This window comes from Haloglycomyces albus DSM 45210 (assembly GCF_000527155.1).
Lineage (GTDB): Bacteria > Actinomycetota > Actinomycetes > Mycobacteriales > Micromonosporaceae > Haloglycomyces > Haloglycomyces albus.
Window position 1 is genome coordinate 2259628 of record NZ_AZUQ01000001.1, and the last position, 23869, is coordinate 2283496.

The 23869-nt window shown below is 58.2% G+C and carries 14 protein-coding genes and 3 rRNA genes; 10 read left to right on the top strand and 7 right to left on the bottom strand.

Annotated elements, in window-relative coordinates:
- Window positions 1–191: 191 nt before the first annotated feature.
- Window positions 192–1100 (bottom strand): amidohydrolase family protein, encoded by a 909-nt coding sequence (locus HALAL_RS17665; RefSeq protein ID WP_025273990.1) that lies wholly within the window; start codon window positions 1098–1100, stop codon window positions 192–194.
- A gap of 339 nt (window positions 1101–1439) precedes the next feature.
- Here HALAL_RS17665 and dxs point away from each other — a divergent pair, with 339 nt between their 5' ends.
- Both dxs and HALAL_RS0110625 read left to right on the top strand, forming a co-directional pair.
- Complete coding sequence (dxs, locus tag HALAL_RS0110620) at window positions 1440–3353, top strand: 1-deoxy-D-xylulose-5-phosphate synthase (protein ID WP_025273991.1); 1914 nt, start codon at window positions 1440–1442, stop codon at window positions 3351–3353.
- Window positions 3354–3410: 57 nt separating this feature from the next.
- Window positions 3411–3830: a nuclear transport factor 2 family protein gene (locus HALAL_RS0110625; RefSeq protein WP_211240457.1), complete on the top strand. Its 420-nt coding sequence runs from the start codon at window positions 3411–3413 to the stop codon at window positions 3828–3830.
- 114 nt (window positions 3831–3944) lie between these two features.
- Here the strand turns inward: HALAL_RS0110625 and HALAL_RS17670 are convergent, their stop codons facing one another.
- The 5 genes from HALAL_RS17670 to lplAB all read right to left on the bottom strand — a co-directional run bounded on the left by HALAL_RS17670 (window position 3945) and on the right by lplAB (window position 11006).
- Window positions 3945–4817 carry a hypothetical protein gene (locus HALAL_RS17670; RefSeq protein ID WP_051462905.1) on the bottom strand — a complete coding sequence of 291 codons (873 nt, stop codon included), beginning with the start codon at window positions 4815–4817 and terminating at the stop codon, window positions 3945–3947.
- A 355-nt stretch (window positions 4818–5172) separates the two neighbouring features.
- Window positions 5173–7257: a 3-hydroxyacyl-CoA dehydrogenase NAD-binding domain-containing protein gene (locus HALAL_RS0110635; RefSeq protein WP_029767763.1), complete on the bottom strand. Its 2085-nt coding sequence runs from the start codon at window positions 7255–7257 to the stop codon at window positions 5173–5175.
- Window positions 7258–8448 carry a thiolase family protein gene (locus HALAL_RS0110640; protein WP_025273994.1) on the bottom strand — a complete coding sequence of 397 codons (1191 nt, stop codon included), beginning with the start codon at window positions 8446–8448 and terminating at the stop codon, window positions 7258–7260.
- Between the two features lie 172 nt (window positions 8449–8620).
- Entirely contained in the window at window positions 8621–9835 is a 1215-nt protein-coding gene (locus HALAL_RS0110645) for a ribonuclease D (RefSeq protein WP_025273995.1), read from the bottom strand.
- A 109-nt stretch (window positions 9836–9944) separates the two neighbouring features.
- Window positions 9945–11006: a lipoate-protein ligase LplAB gene (lplAB, locus tag HALAL_RS0110650; protein WP_029767764.1), complete on the bottom strand. Its 1062-nt coding sequence runs from the start codon at window positions 11004–11006 to the stop codon at window positions 9945–9947.
- A 206-nt stretch (window positions 11007–11212) separates the two neighbouring features.
- On the opposite strand from lplAB, the gene hemE reads away from it, so the two are divergent.
- Genes hemE through HALAL_RS0110670 form a run of 4 tightly spaced genes read left to right on the top strand, consistent with a single transcriptional unit; the run spans window position 11213 to window position 14868 of the window.
- Window positions 11213–12262 carry a uroporphyrinogen decarboxylase gene (gene hemE, locus HALAL_RS0110655; RefSeq protein ID WP_025273997.1) on the top strand — a complete coding sequence of 350 codons (1050 nt, stop codon included), beginning with the start codon at window positions 11213–11215 and terminating at the stop codon, window positions 12260–12262.
- Window positions 12243–13706, top strand: coding sequence for a protoporphyrinogen oxidase (gene hemG, locus HALAL_RS0110660; RefSeq protein WP_051462908.1), 1464 nt, complete (start codon window positions 12243–12245; stop codon window positions 13704–13706). Before hemE ends, hemG begins: the two co-directional genes overlap by 20 nt.
- Window positions 13706–14422 carry a hydrogen peroxide-dependent heme synthase gene (hemQ, locus tag HALAL_RS0110665; protein WP_025273999.1) on the top strand — a complete coding sequence of 239 codons (717 nt, stop codon included), beginning with the start codon at window positions 13706–13708 and terminating at the stop codon, window positions 14420–14422. Before hemG ends, hemQ begins: the two co-directional genes overlap by 1 nt.
- Window positions 14422–14868: a S26 family signal peptidase gene (locus HALAL_RS0110670; protein ID WP_025274000.1), complete on the top strand. Its 447-nt coding sequence runs from the start codon at window positions 14422–14424 to the stop codon at window positions 14866–14868. Before hemQ ends, HALAL_RS0110670 begins: the two co-directional genes overlap by 1 nt.
- Before the next feature lie 135 nt (window positions 14869–15003).
- On the opposite strand, the gene HALAL_RS0110675 is transcribed toward HALAL_RS0110670, so the two are convergent.
- Window positions 15004–15420 (bottom strand): VOC family protein, encoded by a 417-nt coding sequence (locus HALAL_RS0110675; protein WP_025274001.1) that lies wholly within the window; start codon window positions 15418–15420, stop codon window positions 15004–15006.
- Window positions 15421–15618: 198 nt separating this feature from the next.
- Between HALAL_RS0110675 and ilvD the strand changes: the two genes are divergently transcribed.
- The 4 genes from ilvD to rrf all read left to right on the top strand — a co-directional run bounded on the left by ilvD (window position 15619) and on the right by rrf (window position 23739).
- Window positions 15619–17460, top strand: coding sequence for a dihydroxy-acid dehydratase (gene ilvD, locus HALAL_RS0110680; protein WP_025274002.1), 1842 nt, complete (start codon window positions 15619–15621; stop codon window positions 17458–17460).
- Window positions 17461–18084: 624 nt separating this feature from the next.
- Window positions 18085–19619: ribosomal RNA gene (locus HALAL_RS0110685) — 16S ribosomal RNA — on the top strand.
- 749 nt (window positions 19620–20368) lie between these two features.
- Window positions 20369–23505, top strand: a 23S ribosomal RNA gene (locus HALAL_RS0110690).
- A 117-nt stretch (window positions 23506–23622) separates the two neighbouring features.
- Window positions 23623–23739, top strand: a 5S ribosomal RNA gene (gene rrf, locus HALAL_RS0110695).
- The 16S, 23S and 5S rRNA genes sit together here, the layout of an rRNA operon.
- Window positions 23740–23869: the final 130 nt, after the last annotated feature.

Below are 23869 nucleotides of genomic sequence, written 5' to 3' on the forward strand. Positions count from 1 at the left end.
TTCGACAATTAACATGCGAATGTGCGTCCCCACAATTAATATGTAGGGGCGCAAGGCGATCCGAATGAATATTGCGAACGTTCTTATGAGCTTACCGCAAAGTAGAGCTGAAATCATGTCCAATGGTGGTGATGGGAAAATCACGAAAGGTGACGATCCTGCGCACGGCTCCACCTGTTAAGGGTTCGTTACTAAATCGCAATTGACATGAGAGTTGAGGCGCGACGTGAAATACAGTCCAGATCCGAGTCGGAGACCCCGAGGGTGCGAGCCAGATCATACTCGTGGGCGATAGACGTGCCCAGACGCAGTGGGGAGTCAGTGCCAAGGACAACGTCTATATCCTCATTCAGGAAAGTATGAATGGGATGTCCCGCGGGTGAATCCACCATCCCCAGTAGAATTGCGGAGGTAAGGCATATTTCGACTGAAATCGACCTTTCCCGTATTTGTTGGAGGAAACGTTCGTCGCCTACAGCGTGGACTCCGTGACCGATCCGGCTGACGCCGTCCAATTGGAGAACAGATTCCATATTTGCATCTGTGAAGGCGCCGACGGGAACGGAGACCTCCAGTCCGGATTCCGCCGCAGAAGTGGCGAGAATGCGGCCGATCGACCAATCCGCTTCGGCCGCGTAGGGGACGTATAGAAGTTCGATACCAGCGAGGCCCTCGGATGCGGCATCGGGTAGAACGTCCGCTACCTCTTCGGCGGTCGGGTCCCAAAGATTCAGGCTCAACATGGCCCCGGCTTGAAAATCGGGATAGTCCCGCTGCACCTGTTTGAGGGCCAATTTGAAGTGTTCCATAAACGAGCCTAGAGCCACGGCCTCTTGGGGGAGTCGCAACTGGGTGAAACGGGCGCCCGCTGCGGCGGCGTCCTCGAGCGCGTCGGCGACGACTTCTTCAAATAGTGATGAAGAGACGTCTTCCATGTCGGTTGATGGAACTGAGAAGAGGTACTGGAGTCGAGCCAGGCCACCGGTGGGAATGTCGGACAAGCCTTCTCTGCGAGCGGGCCAGTCAATGGGGGCGGACGAGAGCAGGCCGTTGAGACGTGAATTCCACTCAACGTGCTGATGTAGATCGAACAATTCCATTAGACGATAGTCACACCACAATCCCGTATAGCGCGACCTTTTTGACGCGTGTTCAGCCAGAAAAAACTGACCAATTTCCGACATTACCGTACATCAGGCGCGTGAAATGCAACAAGGTTGCCAAGCGTAATCCCGAACCGAGGACTCATCGCATAATGCTGGTCTCCGGATACAGGTTGAATACACGGCAGCACCGCGTGGGTTCGGCAGTGGCCGACGGGGAACATACCGCCCCTGAGCTCAGCCGACAGGGCGGTTGCGGAATATGTCGTCGTTCTGTGACACCCAATGGCATGTGCAGGGTCCCTTAGAGCGTCGCGCCCGATAGAATTGGAAACCATGGATTCACCGCGCGACACCGAGCACGAGCAGCTCATGGAAGCCATATCCGACGTGGCCGACCTGAAACAGCTGGATACGGACCGGCTACCGATGCTGGCGGAGGAGATTCGCCGATTTCTCATCGAAGCAGTATCGAAGACCGGCGGTCATATCGGTCCGAACCTCGGTGTCGTGGAGCTGACCATCGCCATACATCGAGTCTTTGATTCCCCGGACGACCCGGTCATATTCGACACCGGGCACCAGTCGTACGTGCATAAGATCCTGACCGGGCGCGCCGACATGTTCGACGGGCTGCGTACTCGCGGCGGTCTCACCGGCTATCCGAATCAGAACGAGTCCCCCCACGACTTCGTGGAAAACTCCCACGCCTCTACCTCACTGTCCTATGCCGAAGGACTGGCGAAAGCCGCGTGCCTCAAGCAATCGGGAAACCACGTCGTGGCAGTCATCGGTGACGGGGCGCTGACCGGGGGAATGGCATGGGAAGCGCTCAACAACATCGCCGCACGCGAAGACCTGCCGCTGATCATCGTGGTCAACGACAACGGCCGCTCCTACGCGCCCACAGTCGGCGGCCTCGCGAAACGCCTGACGGGCCTACGGCTCGACCCGTCCTACGAGCCGACCTTGGACAAACTCAAAAACCACATCGAATCGATTCCCGTGGTGGGGAAGACAGCGTACTCCGCCTTGCACGCGGCCAAGACCGGTTTGAAGGACGCACTGTCGCCTCAAGGCATGTTCTCTGACCTCGGCTTGAAATACGTGGGGCCAATCGACGGCCATGACCTGGGTGAGCTTACCGAAGCGCTCGAGAAGGCCAAGAACTTCGGCGGCCCGGTACTGGTACACGCTCTCACCGAGAAAGGGCACGGCTGGGCTCCCGCCCGAGCCGATGAGGCCGAACAGATGCACGCCCCCTCGGCGGCGTTCGACCCCATCACCGGCGAATCGCTCAAGGGCAAAAAGACCCGATGGACGAACATTTTCAGTGAAAGCCTGATCGAGCAGGCGGAACAGGACGAGCGGATTGTGGCTCTCACCGCCGCCATGCCCGGTCCGACCGGGGTCGCGGCTCTGGCCGAGCGCATGCCCGATCGCGTATTCGACGTCGGAATCGCCGAACAACACGCGACCACCTCGGCAGCCGGACTCGCTTTGGCCGGAATGCACCCTGTGGTCGCGGTATACGCCACTTTCATGAACCGGGCCTTCGACCAGGTACTTCTGGACGTCGCCATGCATCGACTTCCCGTGACGTTTGTCCTGGACCGCGCGGGAATCACCGGACCCGACGGGCCCAGCCACTATGGAATGTGGGACCTTTCGCTGTTCCGCATGGTGCCGGGCCTGAAAATGGCCGCTCCACGCGATGCCGCCACCCTGCGGACCGAATTCGCCGAGGCGGTCGCGGAGGAAAACGGCCCCACCATGCTGCGCTTCCCAACCGGGGGAGTTCCGGAAAACAACCTCGACGCGCTCGATCAGCGACACGGACTGGATGTCCTGCACCAGGGACAGAAACCCACCGTCCTGCTCTTCAGCATCGGTGCCATGGCCCCGGTCGCCCTACGGGCCGCGGAACTTCTAGAGGAACGCGGACTAGGCGCCGTCGTCGTCGACCCGCGGTGGGTGGATTCGGTCGGCGAAGACGCGGTCAAATACGCCGCCGAATTCGATCTCGTCGCCTCCATTGAAGATGGAGTGCGAGAGGGCGGATACGGCGATACCCTGTCGGCCGCCATGCGCGATTACGGCGTGACCGTACCCTTCCAGGACTTTGCGGTACCCAAACGATGGATCGGCCACGGTACTCGAGCGGAGATTTTGGAGGAGATCGGCCTGACTCCTGAAGCCGTCAGCGAATCCATTGCTGCTAAACACCGAACCGTCGATCCGGGAAAGTAAACGGTGCCGTCCGAACCAGGGTGACCGGTAGACGACGGATAACGTCATCGTTTCATCATGCGGCAGAACTTGTGGGACAGTGGCGATATGGGGGACGGGGATACGGTAGGCATGGACGCCAAAGACCTATATCGGAGCTGGATCGAGCACCTCTGGAACGGCCCGAGCGATGCGGACGCGCTGCGGGCCGCCGCTGCGCGTATTGTGACCGCTGACTTCGTGGGACACTGGCCCGGACGTGACGTCCGGGGGTCAGAACGATTGGCCGAGCTAATCGCAGAGGCTAAGACCATGTTTAGCGGCCTCGCTTTTCAGATAGAGGTCCAGCCTCTTGTGGATGCCGACATGGTTTCTGCCCGATGGAACGGAGCCGGAACAACCGTCGACGGAAGTGTAACGCGCTTTTTCGGTAACGATATTCTGCGTGTTCGAGACGGTCGATTCTGCGAGTACTGGGTCGCCACCGGCGAAGTGTGAGGGTGCCCCGGCTCGAGTCCTGCGCGTTCCGTACCGATAGACCGAACGAGTACGCATAGGCAAAGGCGGGGTCGAATACGACCCCGCCTTTAACGTTATGACGTTGATTGGGATTTAAGCGGCTGAGTGGTAGGCGTCCACCACTTCATGAGCCATGTCCTCCCACTGCGCGTACGCGTCCGGGAAGGCCGATACCTGGACGGCCTGTGCGGCCGCTGCGATCGACATGTCCTCCCAGCCGCTGACCTGCTGTAGTGAACCGTAGAATTTATCGGCCGACGTCTTGACGTCCATGAGCTCCTCGACCGAGCCCCATCCCATCGAGGGGCGTTGCTGGAAGATGCCGACGGAGTCGTGGTCTTCCCAGTGGACCGAGGAATTGGTGTGATCCCAGCTTTCGGGGACGTCGTTGGAGGCCGCGTTGTACATCTTGGCCTCTTGCATGGCCGTGGCAAGAGCGACGGCTTGGCCGCGCTCGCTGATGCCCTTGTCTTCTCCGGCTTCGATGATCGTGACGGCATTGGCCAGCTGTTCATCGTCGAGCCCGGCAACGTTGTGCAGGGTAACGGTCTTGTCGTCGGAGGTCTCGGCCTTGTCCGCGCCGGAGTCTTCGGACTTTTCGGTCTTATCGGAGTCGTCGGATTCGGATTTTTCATCCTTTTCCTCGCCCTCGACTTCTTCCGAGGCGCCTTCACCGGAGGCTGCCTCCTCGGAGGCGGTTTCGGACGTGGCCGGTTCGGTGTGGTCGGAGTTGGCCAGGGCCAGCGTTCCGGGGCCACCAATGCCGATGAAGGCGATGGCGGCAGCGCCGGTCATGACGGCCTTTTGTTTGGCCTTGGGTAGAGCTTTGAACTTGTCGAAACTGAGCAGCGAAAGGCGGGAACGCAATGATGCGAAGATACCGGCCTGTGAGGTTGTCTCGCTGGTTTCGTTGTTGAGTTCGGTTTCCGTGGATTTTTTGCTTGAGTTTTTCTCGAATGAACGCACCCCGAAACCGTAGTTCGCGAGAAGGCCAGGTCAAAACGCATTACTAGCCAGTAGATAACAATTGGATTTCGAAAAGTTCTCGGAACGTAACAGAAGGGGCTTTCGCCGGATGTGGGCACTATCCAGAGGTATGTCGGGATTTTTGTACTTTGGCCTCACAGGATTGTTTGATCTCTAGACCAAAGCTGAAAATGGGTTCAACCTTTCGGTTGAGCCCATTTTCAGCAAAAAGATAATGTGACACTAGATACAGATAGTGGAATTGTGGCCCGATCGAGGGGACGACCGCCCGCCCGGACCGATTCCGAGCGCTGACGCAACGCCGCAAGCGGACGTCCCCACCCTGGATCCAGAACTACTTGAGGCCGGCGGCGAACTTCTTGCCGTTGGCCTTTTCCGCAGCTCCAATACGGTCCAGATACGGTGTCAGCCCACCGAGCCAGAACGGGAAGCCCGCACCCATGATCATGGCGAGGTCGATCTGCTCGGGGCCTTCGACTACGCCTTCTTGCAGCATGAGGCCAGCTTCCTCGGCTAGACCGTTGACGATCCGCTCATGCAGTTCATCGGCGGTCAGAGCTGCGTCACCTTGCTGCAGGAGTGACTTGCCGTGCTCGGTGAGAGCGAACTTGCCGTTGGAACCCTTTTCGAAGACCGGTTCTTTCGACTCTGCCATGCGCTTCTGGTTTTCCGACAGCGGGAAACGGTCGCCCAGGTCTTCGTGCAAGTGAGTGACCAGGTGTTCGGCGACCGCCGCGCCGACGAGCCCGAGGAGCTCGAACGGACGCATCGGAAGTCCCATCGGGTCGGTAGCCTGGTTGGCCACCTCGACCGGGGTTCCCTCGTCCACGGCACGTGCCACTTCGCCCAACATGCGTCCCAGCAGGCGGTTAACGATGAAGGCAGGACGGTCGGCGGACTTGACACAGGTCTTCTTGAGTTTCTTGCCGACGACGAATGCGGTGGCCAGAGTTTCCTCAGCGGTCTTTTCGGTGGGGATGATCTCCAGCAGCGGCATGACGGCCACCGGGTTGAAGAAGTGCATTCCCACCAGACGCTCAGGCTTGTTCAGGTCCGATCCCATTTCGGAGATCGACAGTCCCGAGGTGTTGGTGACCAACAGCGCCTCGTCGTGAAGCAGCGGTTCCACTTCCGCGAAGACCGACTTCTTGACCGACATTTCCTCGAACACGGCCTCAATCACCAGGTCGCAGTCGCCGTAGACGCTCTTGTCGTCGGTGCCGCTGACCAGGCCGCGTAGCTTCCCGGCCTTGACCTTGTCGATCCGACCCTTGCTTTCGAGCTTGTCGATCTCGCCGTTGACGTAGTCGACGCCCTTCTGCGCGCGATCGGCATCGAGGTCGGTCATGACGACCGGAACTTCCAGACGACGTGCGAACAGCAATGCCAGCTGGCTCGCCATGAGCCCGGCGCCGATAACGCCGACCTTGTTGACGTCTTTTGCCAGCGTCTTCTTGGGGGCTCCGGCGGGCTTTTTGGCCAGCTTGCGAGTCAAGTCGAAGGCATAGAGGCTGGACTTGCACTCCGGGCTGACCATGGAGTCGGCCAGGGCAACGTCCTCGGCCTCGCAACCGGCGTCGAACTCAGCGTCCTTTGCCAGGCGCAGCAACTCGACGGCGCGCTTGGCAGCCGGCGACGCCCCGTGGGTGCGCTCGTCGACTTCGGCTTCCACCGCCGCCATGACACCGTCCCAGGAGTTGGTGTCGATCTCGGGACGCTCAACAGTGGTTTCACCGTTGACCACGTCGACCGCCCATTCCAGCGAACGCTCCAGGAAGTCGGCGGCCTCGAACTCGGCATCGGCGATGCCGAGCTTGTAGGCGTCGTGGCCCTTGAGCATCTTGTTTTGGTTGAGCGGATTACGCAGGACGACCTGGGCGGCTTTCTCCGGTCCAATGAGATTGGGAAGCAGTTGCGTCCCGCCCCAGCCGGGGATGAGGCCGATGGCGACCTCAGGTAGCCCTATCGCCGCGGCCGTCGGAACGATCGTGCGGTAGTGACAGTGCAGCGCCAGTTCCATTCCGCCGCCGAGCGTGACGCCGTTGACGAAGGCGAACGTCGGGATGGACGAATCCTTGAGGCGACGGTACAGAGCGTGTCCCGCCTGACCCATGGCTTTGGCCTGCTCATGCGTCTCCAGGTGCGGCATCGCGGAGATGTCGGCTCCGGCAAGGAAGATGAAGGGCTTACCGGTGACGGCAATGAGCTTGACGTCTTCTTCGGCGTCGATTTCGTCCAGTGCGTCCCACAGCTTTTGAATACCGGCGGGGCCGTACGAGTTGGGACGATTGTGGTCGAAGCCGTTGTCAAGCGTAATGAGTGCCGCTTTGCCACCGAGACCTTTTGGCTCGGTGAAACGGACGTGAGCCTCGGTGACGACTTCATCGGGGAACTCGGGGAGTGTTGGCAGCTGATTCATTTACTTGCTCCCTTCGTAGTTCGGGTTTTCCCAAATGACGGTTCCACCCTGTCCGATACCGACACACATGGTGGTAATGCCGTAGCGGACATCGGGACGCTCGGCGAATTGCCGCGCCAGTTGGGTCATGAGACGGACACCCGAGGAAGCCAGTGGGTGACCGACCGCGATGGCTCCGCCCCACGGGTTGACGCGGGGGTCGGTTTCGGAGATCTTGAAGTGGTCCAGGAAGGCAAGTACCTGCACGGCAAATGCCTCGTTGATCTCGAACAGACCGATATCGTCAATGGAGAGGCCGGCTTTGGCGAGTGCCTTTTCGGTCGCCGGCACCGGACCGATTCCCATGACTTCCGGGTCCACGCCGGAGAAGGCGTAGCCGACCATCTTCATGGCCGCGGACAGACCCATGTCGGAAGCCGTTTCCGAATCGGTGAGTACACACGCGGTGGCTCCGTCGGTCAGTGGTGCCGAGTTACCGGCGGTGACGCGACCGTACGGGCGGAACGGGGTCTTGAGCTCGGCAAGGCCCTCTACCGTGGTTCCCGGACGAGGCGGCTCGTCGCCGTTGGCTACCGTCCAGCCTTCTTCGCTGCTGTAGGCGGACATGGAAACGATGTCGTTCTGCAGCTGCTTCACGTGCTCGGCGTAGCGAGCCTGAGTCTGCGCCGCGTAGGCGTCAGCCCGGTCCTTGGTGATCTCGGGATACAGGTCGTGAATGTTCTCGGCGGTCTTACCCATCTGCAGTGCTTCCGGGTCGACCAGCTTTTCGGCGATGATGCGTGGGTTGGGGTCGGCGCCCTCACCCATGGGGTGATTGGACATCGACTCCACGCCACCGGCGATGACCAGGTCGTAGTTACGCGAGGCGATTGCTGAGGCCGTGGTGGTCACGGCGGTCATGGCACCCGCGCACATGCGGTCGATGGAGAAACCGGGAACGGTTTTGGGCAGGCCCGCCAACAGTGAGGCGGTACGCCCCATGGTCAGACCCTGGTCACCGGTTTGGGTGGTAGCGGCTAGAGCCACTTCGTCAATCTTCTCTGGTGGGAGCGATGGATTGCGCTCCAGAAGCGAACGGATACAACGAATGATCATGTCGTCGGCCCGGGTTTCATCGTACATTTTCCCGGCCTTACCGAACGGTGTCCGTACACCGTCTACGAACACGACATCGCGAATGGTGTCGTTCACGCTTGCCCTCCTTTGGGTATGCGGCGTCACAAACTATGTTACTTGCCAGTAATCAGGCTTTGTCAACGCCCTGCCCCCACCTTACTGACGTCACAGATCTCCTGGGGAAACGACCTCACAGCGCGTGGAGAAAAGCATCCGTCGGTGCGGCATGGTGCCGGGGCATCTCGCGCTAGGACTCCACCTCGAGCAGAGTCGCCGTGATTTCGTCGCAGACCGCTTCGATCTGCCACGGTCGGGCACCGAGCTCGCGTAGGCGTTCTGCGATGTCTTCACTGGTCAACCGGTGCGGAGGTTCCCACAACAGGCGACGCAGGGTGGCGGGCGCCAATAGGTTTTCGGCGGGAAGACCGTGCTCTTTGGCAAGTTGGGCAACGGCATGGCGCGTGCGTTTGAGCCGACGGGCCGCCAAGGGGTCTTTATCGGACCAGCGATGTGCGGCCGGTGGCCCGTCGTTCGGCGGGTTCGTGATCGGCAAATCCTGTCGATCCAGTTGCCCGGCTCGCTCAAGTGCGGTCAACCAGCGGCGCGTCCATTGCCGACCTCTGCGTTCCAGAGTGGGAAGTTTCACCAATTCTCCGTGATCCGTGGGATTCACCGAGGCGATTTCCACAATCGCCTTATCGGAGAGGACCTTTGACGGAGCTTTATCCAGAGAGGCGGCGATATCGTCACGTTCCATCCAAATCGCGCGAACGCGCCCCAAGGCCTGCCGTCCCTTGACGCGATGGATGCCACTCGTGCGACGCCACGGCTCGGCGCGCGGGCTTGGGGGAGGTGCGAGGCGTTCGGACTCGAATTCCTGTTCAGCCCACTCCAATTTGCCCTGGAACTCCAATATTTCGCGCAACTGATCCCATAGGGGATGCAGGAATTCCACGTCGAGGGCGGCGTAGGAAAGCCACGAATGGGGCAGTGGGCGTTGCGACCAGTCCGCCGCCGAGTGTTGCTTTTTCAACTTCACCTGGAGCAGGCGTTCACACAATGACCCGAGTGCCACCTTGTCGAAACCGCACAGTCGGGCGGCCAATTCGGTATCGAACAGTCGTTTGGGAAGCAGATCGAGCATGTGCAGACAGGGCATGTCCTGGCTCGCCGCATGCAGAATCCACTCCGAACGGCCCAATAGGGCCCGAAGACGGGAGAGGTCGACGTCGGCAACCGGGTCGATCAGTACGATGCCCGCACCAGGGCGTTTGAACTGCAGCAGGTAAGCGCGATTGGTATAGCGAAAACCCGACGCCCTTTCGGTGTCCACCGCGATGGGGCCGTCGCCGTGACCAAGTCGGTCCACGGCTTCGTCGACGGTCTCCTGAGTATCGCAGAGCGGAGGTGTTCCCTCGGCGGGCTGGTCAATCGTCTGGGCATTGGAAAGCGCATCGGTCACCTCATCACCCTACGAGGTAAAGCCCAGTGGCGACTACCCGAACCGGTAAACACCACAAATTCACGTGGAAGACCACAGGTGTGGCGGTGCGGACTCCTCCGAGGACGCTTTACGGAACGCGGTGGAGCCAGTCCTCGGTGGCGAATTTGTCGGATACCAGACGTTCCGCGCGGTCATGTTCGGACTCACTCGGACGGTCGGGGCGCAAGCCGTAGCGACCTGCGAAATGATCGATCAAGGTATCGACGATGACCTCGCGCGCGAGCCCGGTCTGTCGCCGCAGCGGATCGACACGCTTGTTCGCACTACGGGTGCCCTTCTTTGCCAGCTTTTCCCGACCGATCCGAAGGACGTCCAGCATTTTGTCGGCATCGATGTCATAGGCCATGGTGACGTGATGCAGGACGGTGCCGTCGGCAAGCCGCTTCTGCGCCGCTCCAGCGACCTTGCCCTCGGCCGAAGTGATGTCGTTGATGGGTTCGTACCAAGCCGTGATACCGACGTCTCGCAAAGCTCCCAGCACCCAGTCGTCCAGGAACGCGTAGCTGTCGATAAACGACATGCCGGACACCAGCTCCGGGGGAGCGTACAGGGAGTACGTGATGGTGTTCCCCGGCTCGATGAACATGGCACCGCCTCCGGAAATGCGGCGAACGACATCGATTCCGTGGCGCCGGGCGGAATCCACGTCGACCTCATTGCGAACCGACTGAAAACTTCCTAGGACCACCGTCGGCGCCGCCCATTCCCAAATACGCAAGGTCGGTTGTCGGCGTCCATCCGCGACCTGACGGGCGAGTACCTCGTCGAGGGCCATATGAGTAAGGGGCGATTGCGGCTTCTCGTGAATCAGCCGCCAGTCGTAGTCCAACCAGCGAGAAGAGGTCGGTATGGCACGCCGGAACGCCGCCACGACGGCCTCCGGAGTGATTCCCACCATGGAAACGTCTCGTGGAAGCTCGGTATTGAGGCGCGCCACGATCTCGTCGTCTCGGTCCGATACCGACACACCGACCAGGGCGGCATTGAGAATTTCCAGAACCTCGTCCGGTTCCAAAAAGAAATCCCCACTCAATCTGGCGTCGGCAATGACCCCGTCGCTCACCCAGGCTTCCAGAACCACCAGTTTCGCTCCGGGTGCCTTGTACTCTCCACGTACGTATTCGCTCATATCCCAATTGAACACCACAAGACGCACAGGCATTCCGCCTAGTGACAGAGAAAGCTGAGGTATGGCGAACACCGTTGGGTCGACGGAGCCCGCCTCGCGGAAGTCTGCACCTTATGTTCGAAGATCAGAGCATTCCGATGAGGCTCTTGTACCACAATCACGTCCGGAAAGCGGCGACTCCGGACACGACGTGACACCATTGCACCATGGATTCCACGGCAGCGGGTACAACGACGACGTCCACTTCTCCTTATATGGCCGCAGCGCGCGGCGAGACTCCTCAGCACACTCCGGTCTGGTTCATGCGCCAAGCCGGGCGTTCTCTTCCCGAATACCGTGAGCTGCGGTCGGGCACGACCATGCTGGAGGCGTGCACTAACCCCGAAATGACCTGCGAGATCACACTGCAGCCGGTGCAGCGCTACGACGTAGACGCGGCCGTGTTCTTCTCCGACATCGTCGTACCGCTGGCGGCGGTCGGTATCGATATCGATATCGTTCCAGGAACGGGCCCTGTTCTCAATCAACCCTTCCGCACCGAGGCCGACCTCGAACGGCTTCGCAACCTGGACCCCTGCGACATCCCCTACATCACAGAAGCCATCGGTCTTGCCACAAAAGAGTTGGGCGACAAGCCTCTCATCGGCTTCGCCGGAGCGCCTTATACTCTGGCCTCCTACCTCATCGAAGGCGGACCGTCACGCGATTACCTGAACACCAAGACCATGATGCGTAACAACCCCGACCTGTGGAACAGGCTCCTGAACAAGTTGGCCGCAATCTGCGGCGAATTCCTCCGCGTGCAAGTGGAAGCGGGCGCGAGCGCGATCCAATTGTTCGATTCCTGGGCCGGAAGTCTCAGTAAAGCCGATTTCCGAACCTATGCCCTCCCCTACGCGGCTCAGGCCATGATGAGCGTCAGCGAAAGCACTCCGCGAACCTATTTCGGAGTCGGGACGAGCCACCTTCTGGAATCCATGCGGGATACGGGCGCGAGCGTTATCGGAGTAGATTGGCGCACCACACTTGACGAGGCGGCCGAAAGGCTTCCCGGAACCGTCCTCCAAGGCAATCTCGACCCCACGGTACCGTTCGCCGACACCGACATCATGCTTCAGGAAGCCGATAAGGTCCTTCAGGCGGGACAGGCGGCTCCCGGCCATATCTTCAATCTCGGGCACGGCGTTCACCCCACCACCAACCCCGACCAACTGAAACGCCTCGTCGACCACATTCATGAAACCACTCGACGTTGAGGAAGGAGTCAACGCCAGCCCACCCGCTGACGCCACCATTATGAATACCCAAGGACCCAAACGAATCCTGGTCATCGGCGGAGGCATCACCGGCCTCACCGCCGCGCATCGTCTCCGAGAGAACCTCGGTCCCGACGCCGACATCACCATCGCCGAGCACTCCGATCGGCTAGGTGGCCGCATCAAAACCGTTGACTTCGCCGGCTATCGGATCGAATCCGGAGCCGAATCCATGCTGGCGACCCGCCCCGAGACGACCGAACTCGCCAAAGCCGTCGGCCTCAGCGAACGACTCGTCGCACCGGCCCCGGTACCGGCCGGGTTGAGCTTCAACGGTCAGCTCCACGACCTACCGACCGGCACGTTCATGGGAATCCCACAGGATCCTGACGACGTCGCTGAAATCGTCGGTACCCAACGCCCACAAGTATCGGACAATGAATCCAATGCTCCGCTGCTGGGCGCCGAAGAGGATATTTCCGTGGGCGAGCTCGTCCGCACCCACTACGGTGACGAAGTGCTCAACCGTCTCGTGACTCCTCTGCTCGGCGGAGTCTATGCCGGAGATCCCGACCAGTTGTCTCTCGAAGCGACAATGCCCGCCCTGGCCGCTGCTCTACGAGAGCACAGCAGCGTACCCAGCGCGATCGAGGCGGTCAAGAGCCAACGGTCCACCAACAGCCAACCGCGCTCGCCGTTCGCGACCGTAAAGAACGGGTTGTCTGCCCTTATTACGGCTACCGCAGCGGCATCCGGAGCCAATATCAATCTCGGCGTCACCGTTCGTGAACTCCATCAAACCCCGTACGGTTGGGATGTCGTCGCCGGTCCCGTCGCCAACCCGTTCCAATTCAGCGCAGACGCCGTCATCATAGCGACCCCTGCTTACGTGACCGCTCGCCTGCTAAAACACGTGGCACCGGAGACGAGCACGGCGCTTGACAATCTAAAATACGCCTCGATCGCGCTGGCCACCTTCGCCTTTGACGAGATCAACCTGCCTGAACGATCCGGATTCCTGGTAGCGGAAGGAAAGGGGCTCGTTAAGGCCTCCACTTTCATTACCCACAAATGGCCGCACATTCGATCCCGCCGACCGATCGTCCGCGTCAGCCTGGGACGGATCGGCGACGTTGCGGAACTACACCAATCCAGTGACGACGACCTTGTTCAAGCGGCGCTCGGTGGTTTGGCCGAACATCTGGGACAAACGGTTCCCGAGCCGATCGAATCACGACTCGACCGGCACAACGACGCCATGCCGCAGTACTCACCGGGGCACGTGCAACGGATGCAGGGAGCGCGGGCGGAACTGGCCGGGAAGAATGGACTGGCCATCGCAGGCGCCGCCGCCGACGGCATTGGGATCGCATCGTGCATAGCGTCCGGTCGCCGAGTTGCGGACGAAATTTCGCAGGAAATACATATCGAAGAGGCAGGATAATGTCCGAAGCATCAAGCAACAACTCAAATGCGCAGCGCATTAACGAGCTAAACAACAGTATCCGCTATACGCTGTGGTCGGTATTCCGCTTTTCCGAGCCGATGCCGTCGATCCGTAATGACCTCATAGCCGATTCTCGTGAATTCTTCGAAAAGCATTGTGCGGATTACGGCGTCGTCGTGCGTGGCACCTATGACCTCACCGGAATGCGGGCCGATGCGGACCTCATGGTCTGGTGGCACGCTGATAACAGTGATGACCTGCAGAAAGCCTACAGTGAACTACGGCGAACGGCGTTCGGGCGACACCTGGCGCCCGTCTGGTCCAATATGGCGCTGCACCGGCCCGCCGAATTCAATCGGAGCCACATCCCCGCCTTTCTGGCCGACGAAGAACCTCGCGATTACATTTGCGTCTACCCGTTTGTGCGCTCCTACGACTGGTACCTGCTACCTGACGATGAGCGGCGTGACATGCTACGCGAACACGGTCAAATGGCGCGCGACTACCCTGACGTCCGGGCGAACACGGTGGCGAGTTTCGGGCTGGGAGACTACGAATGGATCCTTGCCTTCGAGGCCAGTCAGCTCCACCGGATCGTCGATCTGATGCGTGAACTGCGAGCATCTCGCGCCCGTCTCCACGTGCGCGAAGAGATCCCCTTCTTCACAGGCCGTCGCCGCGATATCGGCGACGTCATCGCGGACATGCCCTGATGACACTCTTCGGCATTCTTGTCACTGCGGGAGCGATCGGAATCGGATACTTTCTCGTCGCTCGTCGACTGCTGACCGTCACGGTCAACGGCGAAAGCATGACTCCGACGTTCCCGCCTGAAATGGATGCCCTCGTACGCCGTACGACGAAGGCGTCGAACGACGACGTGGTCATCGTGGCCGCACCCGATCCACTGACAGGTTGGCTGGAAGCCGACGAGCGCGCTCGGTTGACTAAAAACAACCGCACGTCCGCTCACTGGTGGATCAAACGCGTCGCCGCTACGACAGGGGAGACCATTCCCGATTCCACTGAAGTCGTTCCCGAGGGACATTATTATCTACTCAGCGACAATCCGGCCGGAGAGGACTCTCGCAAGCACGGAACGGTTCCCGCCCACCAGGTTCTAGGGACGGTCGTTCATGCGTGGAGCAACGACGAGTAACAGCGGTATCGGTTGCCCCGTACTCCTCCTGACAGTTGCGGGACGGCCGCCGGCACCGTCTGAGAACAAACAAGAAGCTTGGGTGGTCCCAGTGCCCCGGGGCCACCCAAGCTTGTCTACGACCGACATCGTTTCTTATGCGTGGGTATCTGAACCGCTGCCCGACCAGCCGCCGTACGGGACGGTTATCAATTCCATGTAGTGTCCCGCCGGGTCAAGGAAATAAAATCCTCGACCGCCGTCATTGGTGTTGTAATCGTTCTTCACCTGCTGCCGAGGATCGGCCCAATAGTCCTGTCCCCATTGCCGGATTTTACCGAGAGCTCGGTCGAAGACCTCATCTGAAACCAGGAACGCATAGTGTTGCGGCTGAATTTCTTCGATGTGTTCGGGAACGTTGGCGAAGTCGAGGGTGACGCCGTTCTCCAACTCGATGGGGATGAACGGTCCCCACTCTTTTCCGACTTTCAGGCCGAGCAGCTCGGCGAAATACTCAGCTGAGACTCGATTATCTCTAGATCCAATGATCGTATGATTGAACTGTACTGACAAGTACTACTCCTTATTGCTTCAAGCAGGATCACGACAAAGCTCCTGAAACAGCAATTCTGGACCAGAATCTTCATACGACAATCCCGCTGCGCGAAGGAGTCTAGCGTAGAGCCGGTCGATTGCCAAGACTCCTATCGACAAAACTCCCAGAATGTAGCCCCAGACGTCCCATGATATGAAACATGGGAGAATCGATTAATGGCAGAGCTACGTTCGAAAACAACCACACACGGTCGAAATATGGCCGGTGCTCGTGCGCTGTGGCGCGCCACCGGCATGGGGGACGGCGATTTCGGCAAGCCGATTGTCGCCATTGCCAATTCGTATACCCAGTTCGTTCCCGGCCACGTACACCTTAAGGAGCTCGGCGGCCTTGTAGCTCAATCAGTGGAGGCCAGCGGTGGAGTCGCCAAGGAATTTCATTCCATCGCCGTTGACGACGGTATCGCAATGGGGCATAGCGGGATGCTCTATTCCCTCCCGAGCAGGGAGATTATTGCCGACAGCGTGGAATACATGGTGAACGCGCACTGTGCGGACGCTTTGGTCTGCATTTCCAACTGCGACAAGATCACCCCGGGCATGTTCATGGCAGCTCTGCGTCTCAACATCCCCGTCGTATTCGTCTCCGGTGGTCCCATGGAGGCCGGTAAAACGGTCGACGATAACGGGGTCGTTACCCGGAAACTTGATCTGGTCGATGCCATGGTCGCGACTGCCGATGACAGTGTCAGCGACTCTGAACTCACTACGATGGAGCAGTCGGCCTGTCCCACCTGTGGTTCCTGTTCCGGCATGTTCACGGCTAATTCCATGAACTGTTTGACTGAAGCGATCGGCCTTTCGCTGCCGGGCAACGGTTCCACCCTTGCCACGCACGCGGCGCGTAAAGATCTCTTCTTCAAGGCGGGCGAGACGGTGATGGAACTGTGCCGCCAGTACTACGATCAAGACGATTCATCTGTCCTTCCTCGTAGCATTGCCAATCGGCACGCCTTTGAAAACGCCATGGCGCTCGATGTAGCGATGGGTGGATCGACCAATACGATTCTGCATCTCCTGGCAGCAGCTCGCGAGGCCGAACTCGATTTTCAAGTGGCTGATATCGACGACATCAGTCGGAGCATCCCATGTCTCTCGAAGGTCGCGCCGAACTCACCGAAATTTCATATGGAGGATGTACACCGTGCGGGTGGTATTCCGGCGATCCTCGGTGAACTCGATCGGGGAGGATTGTTGCACCGGGATGTGCGGGCCATTCATTCTCCCTCTCTGAACGATTGGCTTTCCCAATGGGACATTCGGTCAGCCGCACCTTCGACGGAGGCTAAAGAACTGTTCCACGCCGCACCGGGAGGTGTTCGTACGACTGAACCGTTCTCTACACAGAATCGTTGGGACAGTCTCGACGTCGACGATGAAGACGGCTGTATTCGCTCGGTTGCCAATGCGTATTCGGCCGACGGCGGTCTTGCCGTTCTGTTTGGGAACTTGGCGGAGGACGGGTGCGTGGTGAAGACCGCGGGCGTCCCCGACGAATGTCTGACCTTCGAAGGACGTGCCGTTGTCTTTGAGTCTCAAGACGATGCGGTCACCGGTATTCTCAATAAGAAGGTAGTGGCAGGTGATGTCGTTGTGATCCGTTACGAAGGCCCCAAAGGCGGCCCGGGAATGCAGGAGATGCTGTATCCCACGTCGTTTTTGAAGGGGCGTGGCCTGGGACAAAAGTGCGCGTTGATTACCGATGGTCGTTTCTCGGGAGGAACGTCCGGGCTGTCGATCGGTCACATCAGTCCTGAAGCTGCCGGAGAAGGAACGATCGGCCTGGTGGAAGACGGTGACACGATCCAAATCGATATCCCCAAGCGACGGATTGACCTGATGGTCAGCGCGAACGCGTTGCAGGAGCGGAAGATAGCGCAGGAGAAGCGGGATGCTCCGTACACACCGGTTGATCGCGACCGTACCGTGAGCAAAGCGCTCAAAGCCTATGCGTCTATGGCAACTCCTGCATCGGACGGAGCCGTACGAGAGATCTGATGTCAATCCGATACTGGATCTATTAATTGAGGGGTGGACCGATCTTGCTCGGTCCACCCCTCAATTAACTTCAGGTAAGCGCCAGAAGACGTCAAAGTTACGTTTGTGCAGGTCAATGTATGTGTCTTCGAGCACGCACCCCCCTTACATGAGCACTTCTACGATGCCGTAAATTAGTTCTTGTCGCCGAGGCAATCGGACAGACCGGCAGGAATGCGACATTTTGGTTGTGTTGTTGTGGGTGGCTTGGCTCTGTTGGGGTTGGGTGTTGTTTGGTTGTGTTGGTGGTGCCTTTGGCTTGCTGGCGTGTCTGTGTGATGCGGTCTACTGGGGGTTGTTCTTGACTTTCTGGTGGGGTTTGGTAATGTTGAGGGGTTGCTTCGGCTGGTGATGCTGTTTTGTGGTGTTGTTGGTTGTGGCGTGTTGTTTGAGAACTGAACAGGGTGTTTGGATAGTCAGCGTGCGGGCTGGCTGGATGATGCTGTTGTTGTGTCTGTTTGGGCATGGTGGTGGTGTTGTTTGGTTGGTTTGTATGACTGTTGATTTCTTTATTCCGATATTTTTTGGATTATTGTGGTCAGGTTGAGTTTTCGGCATTTGCCTTAACATTTTTGTTTTTGGTTTTTGTTGGAGAGTTTGATCCTGGCTCAGGACGAACGCTGGCGGCGTGCTTCACACATGCAAGTCGAACGGAAAGGCCCAGCTTGCTGGGTACTCGAGTGGCGAACGGGTGAGTAACACGTAAGTAACCTGCCTCTGGCTTTGGGATAACTGCTGGAAACGGCAGCTAATACTGGATATGACATGTCATCGCATGGTGGTGTGTGGAAAGTTTTTTCGGCTGGAGAGGGGCTTGCGGCCTATCAGTTTGTTGGTGGGGTGATGGCCTACCAAGGCGGTGACGGGTAGCCGGCCTGAGAGGGCGGTCGGTCACATTGGGACTGAGATACGGCCCAGACTCCTACGGGAGGCAGCAGTGGGGAATATTGCACAATGGGGGGAACCCTGATGCAGCGACGTCGCGTGGAGGATGACGGTTTTCGGATTGTAAACTCCTTTTATTCATGGCGAAGGCAGGCTTGTTGTCTGTTGACGGTAGTGTTTGAATAAGTGCCGGCTAACTACGTGCCAGCAGCCGCGGTAAGACGTAGGGCGCGAGCGTTGTCCGGATTTATTGGGCGTAAAGGGCTCGTAGGCGGCTTGTTGCGTCTGTCGTGAAAGGCAGTGACTTAATCATTGTTTTGCGGTGGATACGGGCAGGCTTGAGGCAAGTAGGGGAGATTGGAATTCTACGTGTAGCGGTGGAATGCGCAGATATGTGGAGGAACACCGGTGGCGAAGGCGGATCTCTGGGCTTGTTCTGACGCTGAGGAGCGAAAGCGTGGGGAGCGAACAGGATTAGATACCCTGGTAGTCCATGCTGTAAACGGTGGGCGCTAGGTGTGGGGCTCTTTTGTGGGTTCTGTGCCGTAGCTAACGCATTAAGCGCCCCGCCTGGGGAGTACGGTCGCAAGGCTAAAACTCAAAGGAATTGACGGGGGCCCGCACAAGCGGCGGAGCATGCGGATTAATTCGATGCAACGCGAAGAACCTTACCTGGGTTTGACATCACCCGGACGCCTGCAGAGATGTGGGTTTCTTCGGACTGGGTGACAGGTGGTGCATGGCTGTCGTCAGCTCGTGTCGTGAGATGTTGGGTTAAGTCCCGCAACGAGCGCAACCCTTATCCTGTATTGCCAGCAGTTCGGCTGGGGACTTGCGGGAGACTGCCGGTGTTAAACCGGAGGAGGGTGGGGATGAGGTCAAGTCATCATGCCCCTTATGTCCAGGGCTTCACGCATGCTACATTGGCCGGTACAGCGGGTAGCGAAGCTGTGAGGTGGAGCGAATCTCTGTAAAGCCGGTCGTGGTTCGGATTCGAGTCTGCAACTCGGCTCGATGAAGGTGGAGTCGCTAGTAATCGCAGATCAGCAACGCTGCGGTGAATGCGTTCCCGGGCCTTGTACACACCGCCCGTCACGTCATGAAAGTTGGCAACACCCGAAGCCTGCGGCCTAACCGGTTTTTGCTGGGGGGAGTGGTCGAAGGTGGGGCTGGCGATTAGGACGAAGTCGTAACAAGGTAGCCGTACCGGAAGGTGCGGCTGGATCACCTCCTTTCTAAGGAGTCTGTTGAGGGATTGCTGATGAAGTTGCTGTTGGGTGCTTTTGGGTGTCTGATGGTGTGCTGCTGGTTGGTTGAGTCTGACTGGTGGTGAGTAGTTGGTGGTTTCTTTATTGTCTGGAATGGTCTGGCTGATGCTGTGTGCAGTTGATGATTGGTGATCATTGGTTTGGTTAGTGGTTGTTGATTGTGGTGTTGGTTGGCGCGAGCGGCGAGTGTCGTTTGTTGTTGTGCTGTTTTGGATGTGGACTGATTGTTTTTTATGGTGTGTCGTTTACTCGTTGACTGTCTATTTACGCATTGATGCTGGTGTTTGCTGGTGTGGTGTTTCTTGTTGTCACTGTTGTTTGATGGTGGTGCTGGGGGTGCTGTGTTGGTGGTTCTGGTGTTGGTGTGGCACCCTGTTTGGGTTCTGAGGCGATAGGCCTTGGAGCGGGTTGATGTTGAGCGTGTGTGGCGTGTGTGCATTGGCTGGCGGATTGCTGCTGTGTTGTCTGTTGTGGATGGTGTGGTGGTGATGTGTTGGTTGGTGTGGTGCGTGTTGTGTGCGTGTGCATTGGCTGGTGTGTTGTTTGAGATTTGTATAGTGTGCGTGAGTGTCTTTATGTTTCTATCCTGACTGACTTGTGCCTACATGTGCTGTGGCGCGTGGGTGGTGTGTTGGTGTGGCTGTTGCGGGGTTGTGTCTTCGTGGTGGTGCATGAGCGGGCTGCTTTGTCGTGTGTGGTGTGTGTGGGTGTGTGTTGGTTAAGTTGTGTAGGGCGCATGGTGGATGCCTTGGTGCCGAATGATGCCGATGAAGGACGTGTGAGGCTGCGATATTCCTGGGGGAGTTGTCAACAGGGCGTTGATCCCAGGGTTTCCGAATGGGGTAACCTAGCCGGCTTGGTGGTCGGTTGCTGCTGGTTGAATGTATAGGCCAGTTGGTGGTGTGCGGGGAAGTGAAACATCTTAGTACCTGTTGGAGAAAACAATAGTGATTTCGTGAGTAGTGGCGAGCGAAAGCGGATGGAGGCTAAACTGTGATCGTGTGAAGAGGCGGTAGCTGTTGCGGTTGCGGGGTTGTGAGGTTGCGCTGGTCGTCTTCTACCGGGGGCGTGCGTGTGTGTGCTGGTTAGCTGAATGGCTTGGGATGGTCAACCGGAGTGGGTGAGAGTCCTGTAGGTGAAGGCTGGTGTGCATGTGTTGGTGTGATGCTCGAGTAGTGCGGGGTTCGTGGAGCCTTGTGTGAATCTGCCAGGACCGTCTGGTAAGCCTAAACGTGTTTGGTGACCGATAGTGGATGAGTACCGTGAGGGAATGGTGAAAAGTACCCCGGGAGGGGAGTGAAAGAGTGCTTGAAACCGTGTGCCTGTAAGCCGTCAGAGCCTGTTGCCTGTCTTTTGGTGGGTGTGGGTGATGGCGTGCCTTTTGAAGAATGAGCCTGCGAGTTAAGGTGTGCAGCGAGGTTAACCTGTTGTGGGGTAGCCGGAGCGAAAGCGAGTCTGAAGAGGGCGTAGAGTTGTGTGTTTTAGACCCGAAGCGGGGTGATCTACCCATGTCCAGGGTGAAGCGCGTGTAAGAGCGTGTGGAGGCCCGAACCCACCTAAGTTGCAAATTGGGGGGATGAGGTGTGGGTAGGGGTGAAAGGCCAATCAAACTCCGTGATAGCTGGTTCTCCCCGAAATGTATTTAGGTACAGCGTCAACATGTTCATGTGATGGTGGTAGGGCTCTGATTCGGGAATGGGCCGTGTTGGTTACTGACTCGAGTTAAACTTCGAATGCTGTTGTGTGGTGTTGGCAGTGAGACTGTTGGTGAAAAGATCAAGGGTCGAGAGGGAAACAGCCCTGATTACCGGCTAAGGCCCCTAAGGGTGTGCTGAGTGGAAAAGGATGTTTGATCGCGTTGACAGCCAGGAGGTTGGCTTAGAAGCAGCCATCCTTGAAAGAGTGCGTAATAGCTCACTGGTCGAGTGGTTGAGCGCCGATAATGTAGCGGGGCTGAAGTGCACCGCCGAAGCCGTAGCGCATGTGGCCACGTTGGTGGTTGTGTGTGGGTAGGGGAGCGTCGTGCATGCGGGGAAGCGGAAGCGTGAGCTAGCCCGTTGGGGTGTGTCCGTGGAGTGTGTGCGAGTGAGAATGCAGGCATGAGTAGCGTAAGGCTAGTGAGAATCTAGTCCGCCGTTTGACTAAGGGTTCCAGAGGACGGTTGTTCCGCTCTGGGTTAGTCGGGTCCTAAGGCGAGGCCGTGAGGCGTAGTCGATGGTTGACCGGTTGATATTCCGGTACCCGAGTGATGCGTGTTGTGCGAAGGCAGTTATGCTAACCGGCTGGTGACGGATGGTTGAGGGGTTTTGCTTCTTGGCTGTTTTGATCTGGTTGGGGTCCTTTCTGTTGGTAGTGTAGTGATGGGGTGACGCATGGGGATAGCAGTACCGTCTGGTGGATGAGGCGGGGTAAGGTGGTAGCCCGTTGTTTAGGTAAATCCGAGCAATGGCCCTTGAGTGGGTGTGGGTGAGCGCTGATGCGTAGACCGTTGGGTTGAATTCTGTGATTCCGTGGTGTCGAGAAAAGCCTCTAGCGAGTGTTGTTCGGCCCGTACCCTAAACCGACACTGGTGGTCAGGTAGAGTATACTGAGGCGTTCGAGTGATGTATGGTTAAGGAATTCGGCAAATTGCCTCCGTAACTTCGGGAGAAGGAGGGCCCTTACTGGTGTAGTCAAGCGACTGTGAGCTGGTGGGGGTTGCAGAGTCTGGTGGGGAACGACTGTTTACTAAAAACATAGGTCCATGCGAAGCCGTGAGGTGAGGTATATGGACTGACGCCTGCCCGGTGCTGGAACGTTAAGAGGATCCATTAGCCCTGTGGGGTGTCGTGGTGAATTGAAGCGCCAGTAAACGGCGGTGGTAACTATAACCATCCTAAGGTAGCGAAATTCCTTGTCGGGTAAGTTCCGACCTGCACGAATGGCGTAACGATTCCCTTGCTGTCTCAACCATATGCTCGGCGAAATTGCAGTACGAGTAAAGATGCTCGTTTCGCGCGGCAGGACGGAAAGACCCCGGGACCTTTACTATAGCTTGGTATTGGTGCACTGTTTGGTTTGTGTAGGATAGGCAGGAGACTGGGAAGCTGGCACGCTAGTGTTGGTGGAGTCGTTGGTGAAATACTGCTCTGGTTTGATGGTGTGTCTAACCTTCGGCCCTGATCGGGTTGGGGGACAGTGCCTGGTGGGTAGTTTAACTGGGGCGGTTGCCTCCTAAATGGTAACGGAGGCGTTCAATGGTGCCCTCGGGCTGGTTGGAAACCAGTTGGTGAGTGTAAGCGTATAAGGGTGCTTGACTGTGAGACTGACGGGTCGAGCAGGAACGAAAGTTGGGGCTAGTGATCCGGCATCAACGTACGGGTGTGGTGTCGCTCAACGGATAAAAGGTACCCCGGGGATAACAGGCTGATCTTCCCCAAGAGTCCGTATCGACGGGATGGTTTGGCACCTCGATGTCGGCTCGTCGCATCCTGGGGCTGGAGTTGGTCCCAAGGGTTGGGCTGTTCGCCCATTAAAGCGGCACGCGAGCTGGGTTTAGAACGTCGTGAGACAGTTCGGTCCCTATCCGCCGCGCGCGTTGGAGATTTGATGAGGGGCTGTCCCTAGTACGAGAGGACCGGGATGGACGAACCGCTGGTGTGCCAGTTGTTCCGCCAGGGGCATGGCTGGTTGGCTACGTTCGGGAGCGATAACCGCTGAAAGCATCTAAGTGGGAAGCGTGCTTCGAGATGAGATCTCCGTCAACATTGGTTTGTTGGTGAGGTTCCCTAGAGATGATGGGGTTGATAGGCCGGGTATGGAAGCAGGGTGACTTGTGGAGTGGACCGGTACTAATGGCCGAGAGCTTAACCAATATTTCCCTTTTTTGGGGGTTGGTTGGGGTAGAGATTTGATGCTCACGTGCATTATATGATTCTGAGGCAACATGCTGGGGTTTGTGTTCCTGGGTGTGTTGGCCTGTGTGTTTTTGTTTGGTGGTGTGTGCGGGAGGGGTACACTCAGTTCCATTCCGAACCTGGTGGTTAAGGCTTTCTGCGCTGATGGTACTGCACTCGTGGGGGTGTGGGAGAGTAGGTCGCTGCCAAACAATTTAATTTTATGTGAGGAGAAGGGGGAAAAGCCACTCTTATAGTGGCTTTTCCCCCTTCTCCTTTTTGTGTCTGGTGGTAGGGGTATGGAATGGAGTAGAAGGCGGATTGTTGTCTGCCGCCAGAACC

What these genes read in the sequence shown, in the direction of transcription:
- HALAL_RS0110670 (WP_025274000.1), top strand. Translation starts at nt 14,422, where the DNA reads ATGACACTCTTCGGCATTCTTGTCACTGCGGGAGCGATCGGAATCGGA.
- ilvD (WP_025274002.1), top strand. Translation starts at nt 15,619, where the DNA reads ATGGCAGAGCTACGTTCGAAAACAACCACACACGGTCGAAATATGGCC.
- HALAL_RS17665 (WP_025273990.1), bottom strand. Translation starts at nt 1,100, where the DNA reads ATGGAATTGTTCGATCTACATCAGCACGTTGAGTGGAATTCACGTCTC.
- lplAB (WP_029767764.1), bottom strand. Translation starts at nt 11,006, where the DNA reads ATGAGCGAATACGTACGTGGAGAGTACAAGGCACCCGGAGCGAAACTG.
- HALAL_RS0110625 (WP_211240457.1), top strand. Translation starts at nt 3,411, where the DNA reads ATGCGGCAGAACTTGTGGGACAGTGGCGATATGGGGGACGGGGATACG.
- HALAL_RS0110635 (WP_029767763.1), bottom strand. Translation starts at nt 7,257, where the DNA reads ATGAATCAGCTGCCAACACTCCCCGAGTTCCCCGATGAAGTCGTCACC.
- hemE (WP_025273997.1), top strand. Translation starts at nt 11,213, where the DNA reads ATGGATTCCACGGCAGCGGGTACAACGACGACGTCCACTTCTCCTTAT.
- dxs (WP_025273991.1), top strand. Translation starts at nt 1,440, where the DNA reads ATGGATTCACCGCGCGACACCGAGCACGAGCAGCTCATGGAAGCCATA.
- hemQ (WP_025273999.1), top strand. Translation starts at nt 13,706, where the DNA reads ATGTCCGAAGCATCAAGCAACAACTCAAATGCGCAGCGCATTAACGAG.
- hemG (WP_051462908.1), top strand. Translation starts at nt 12,243, where the DNA reads ATGAAACCACTCGACGTTGAGGAAGGAGTCAACGCCAGCCCACCCGCT.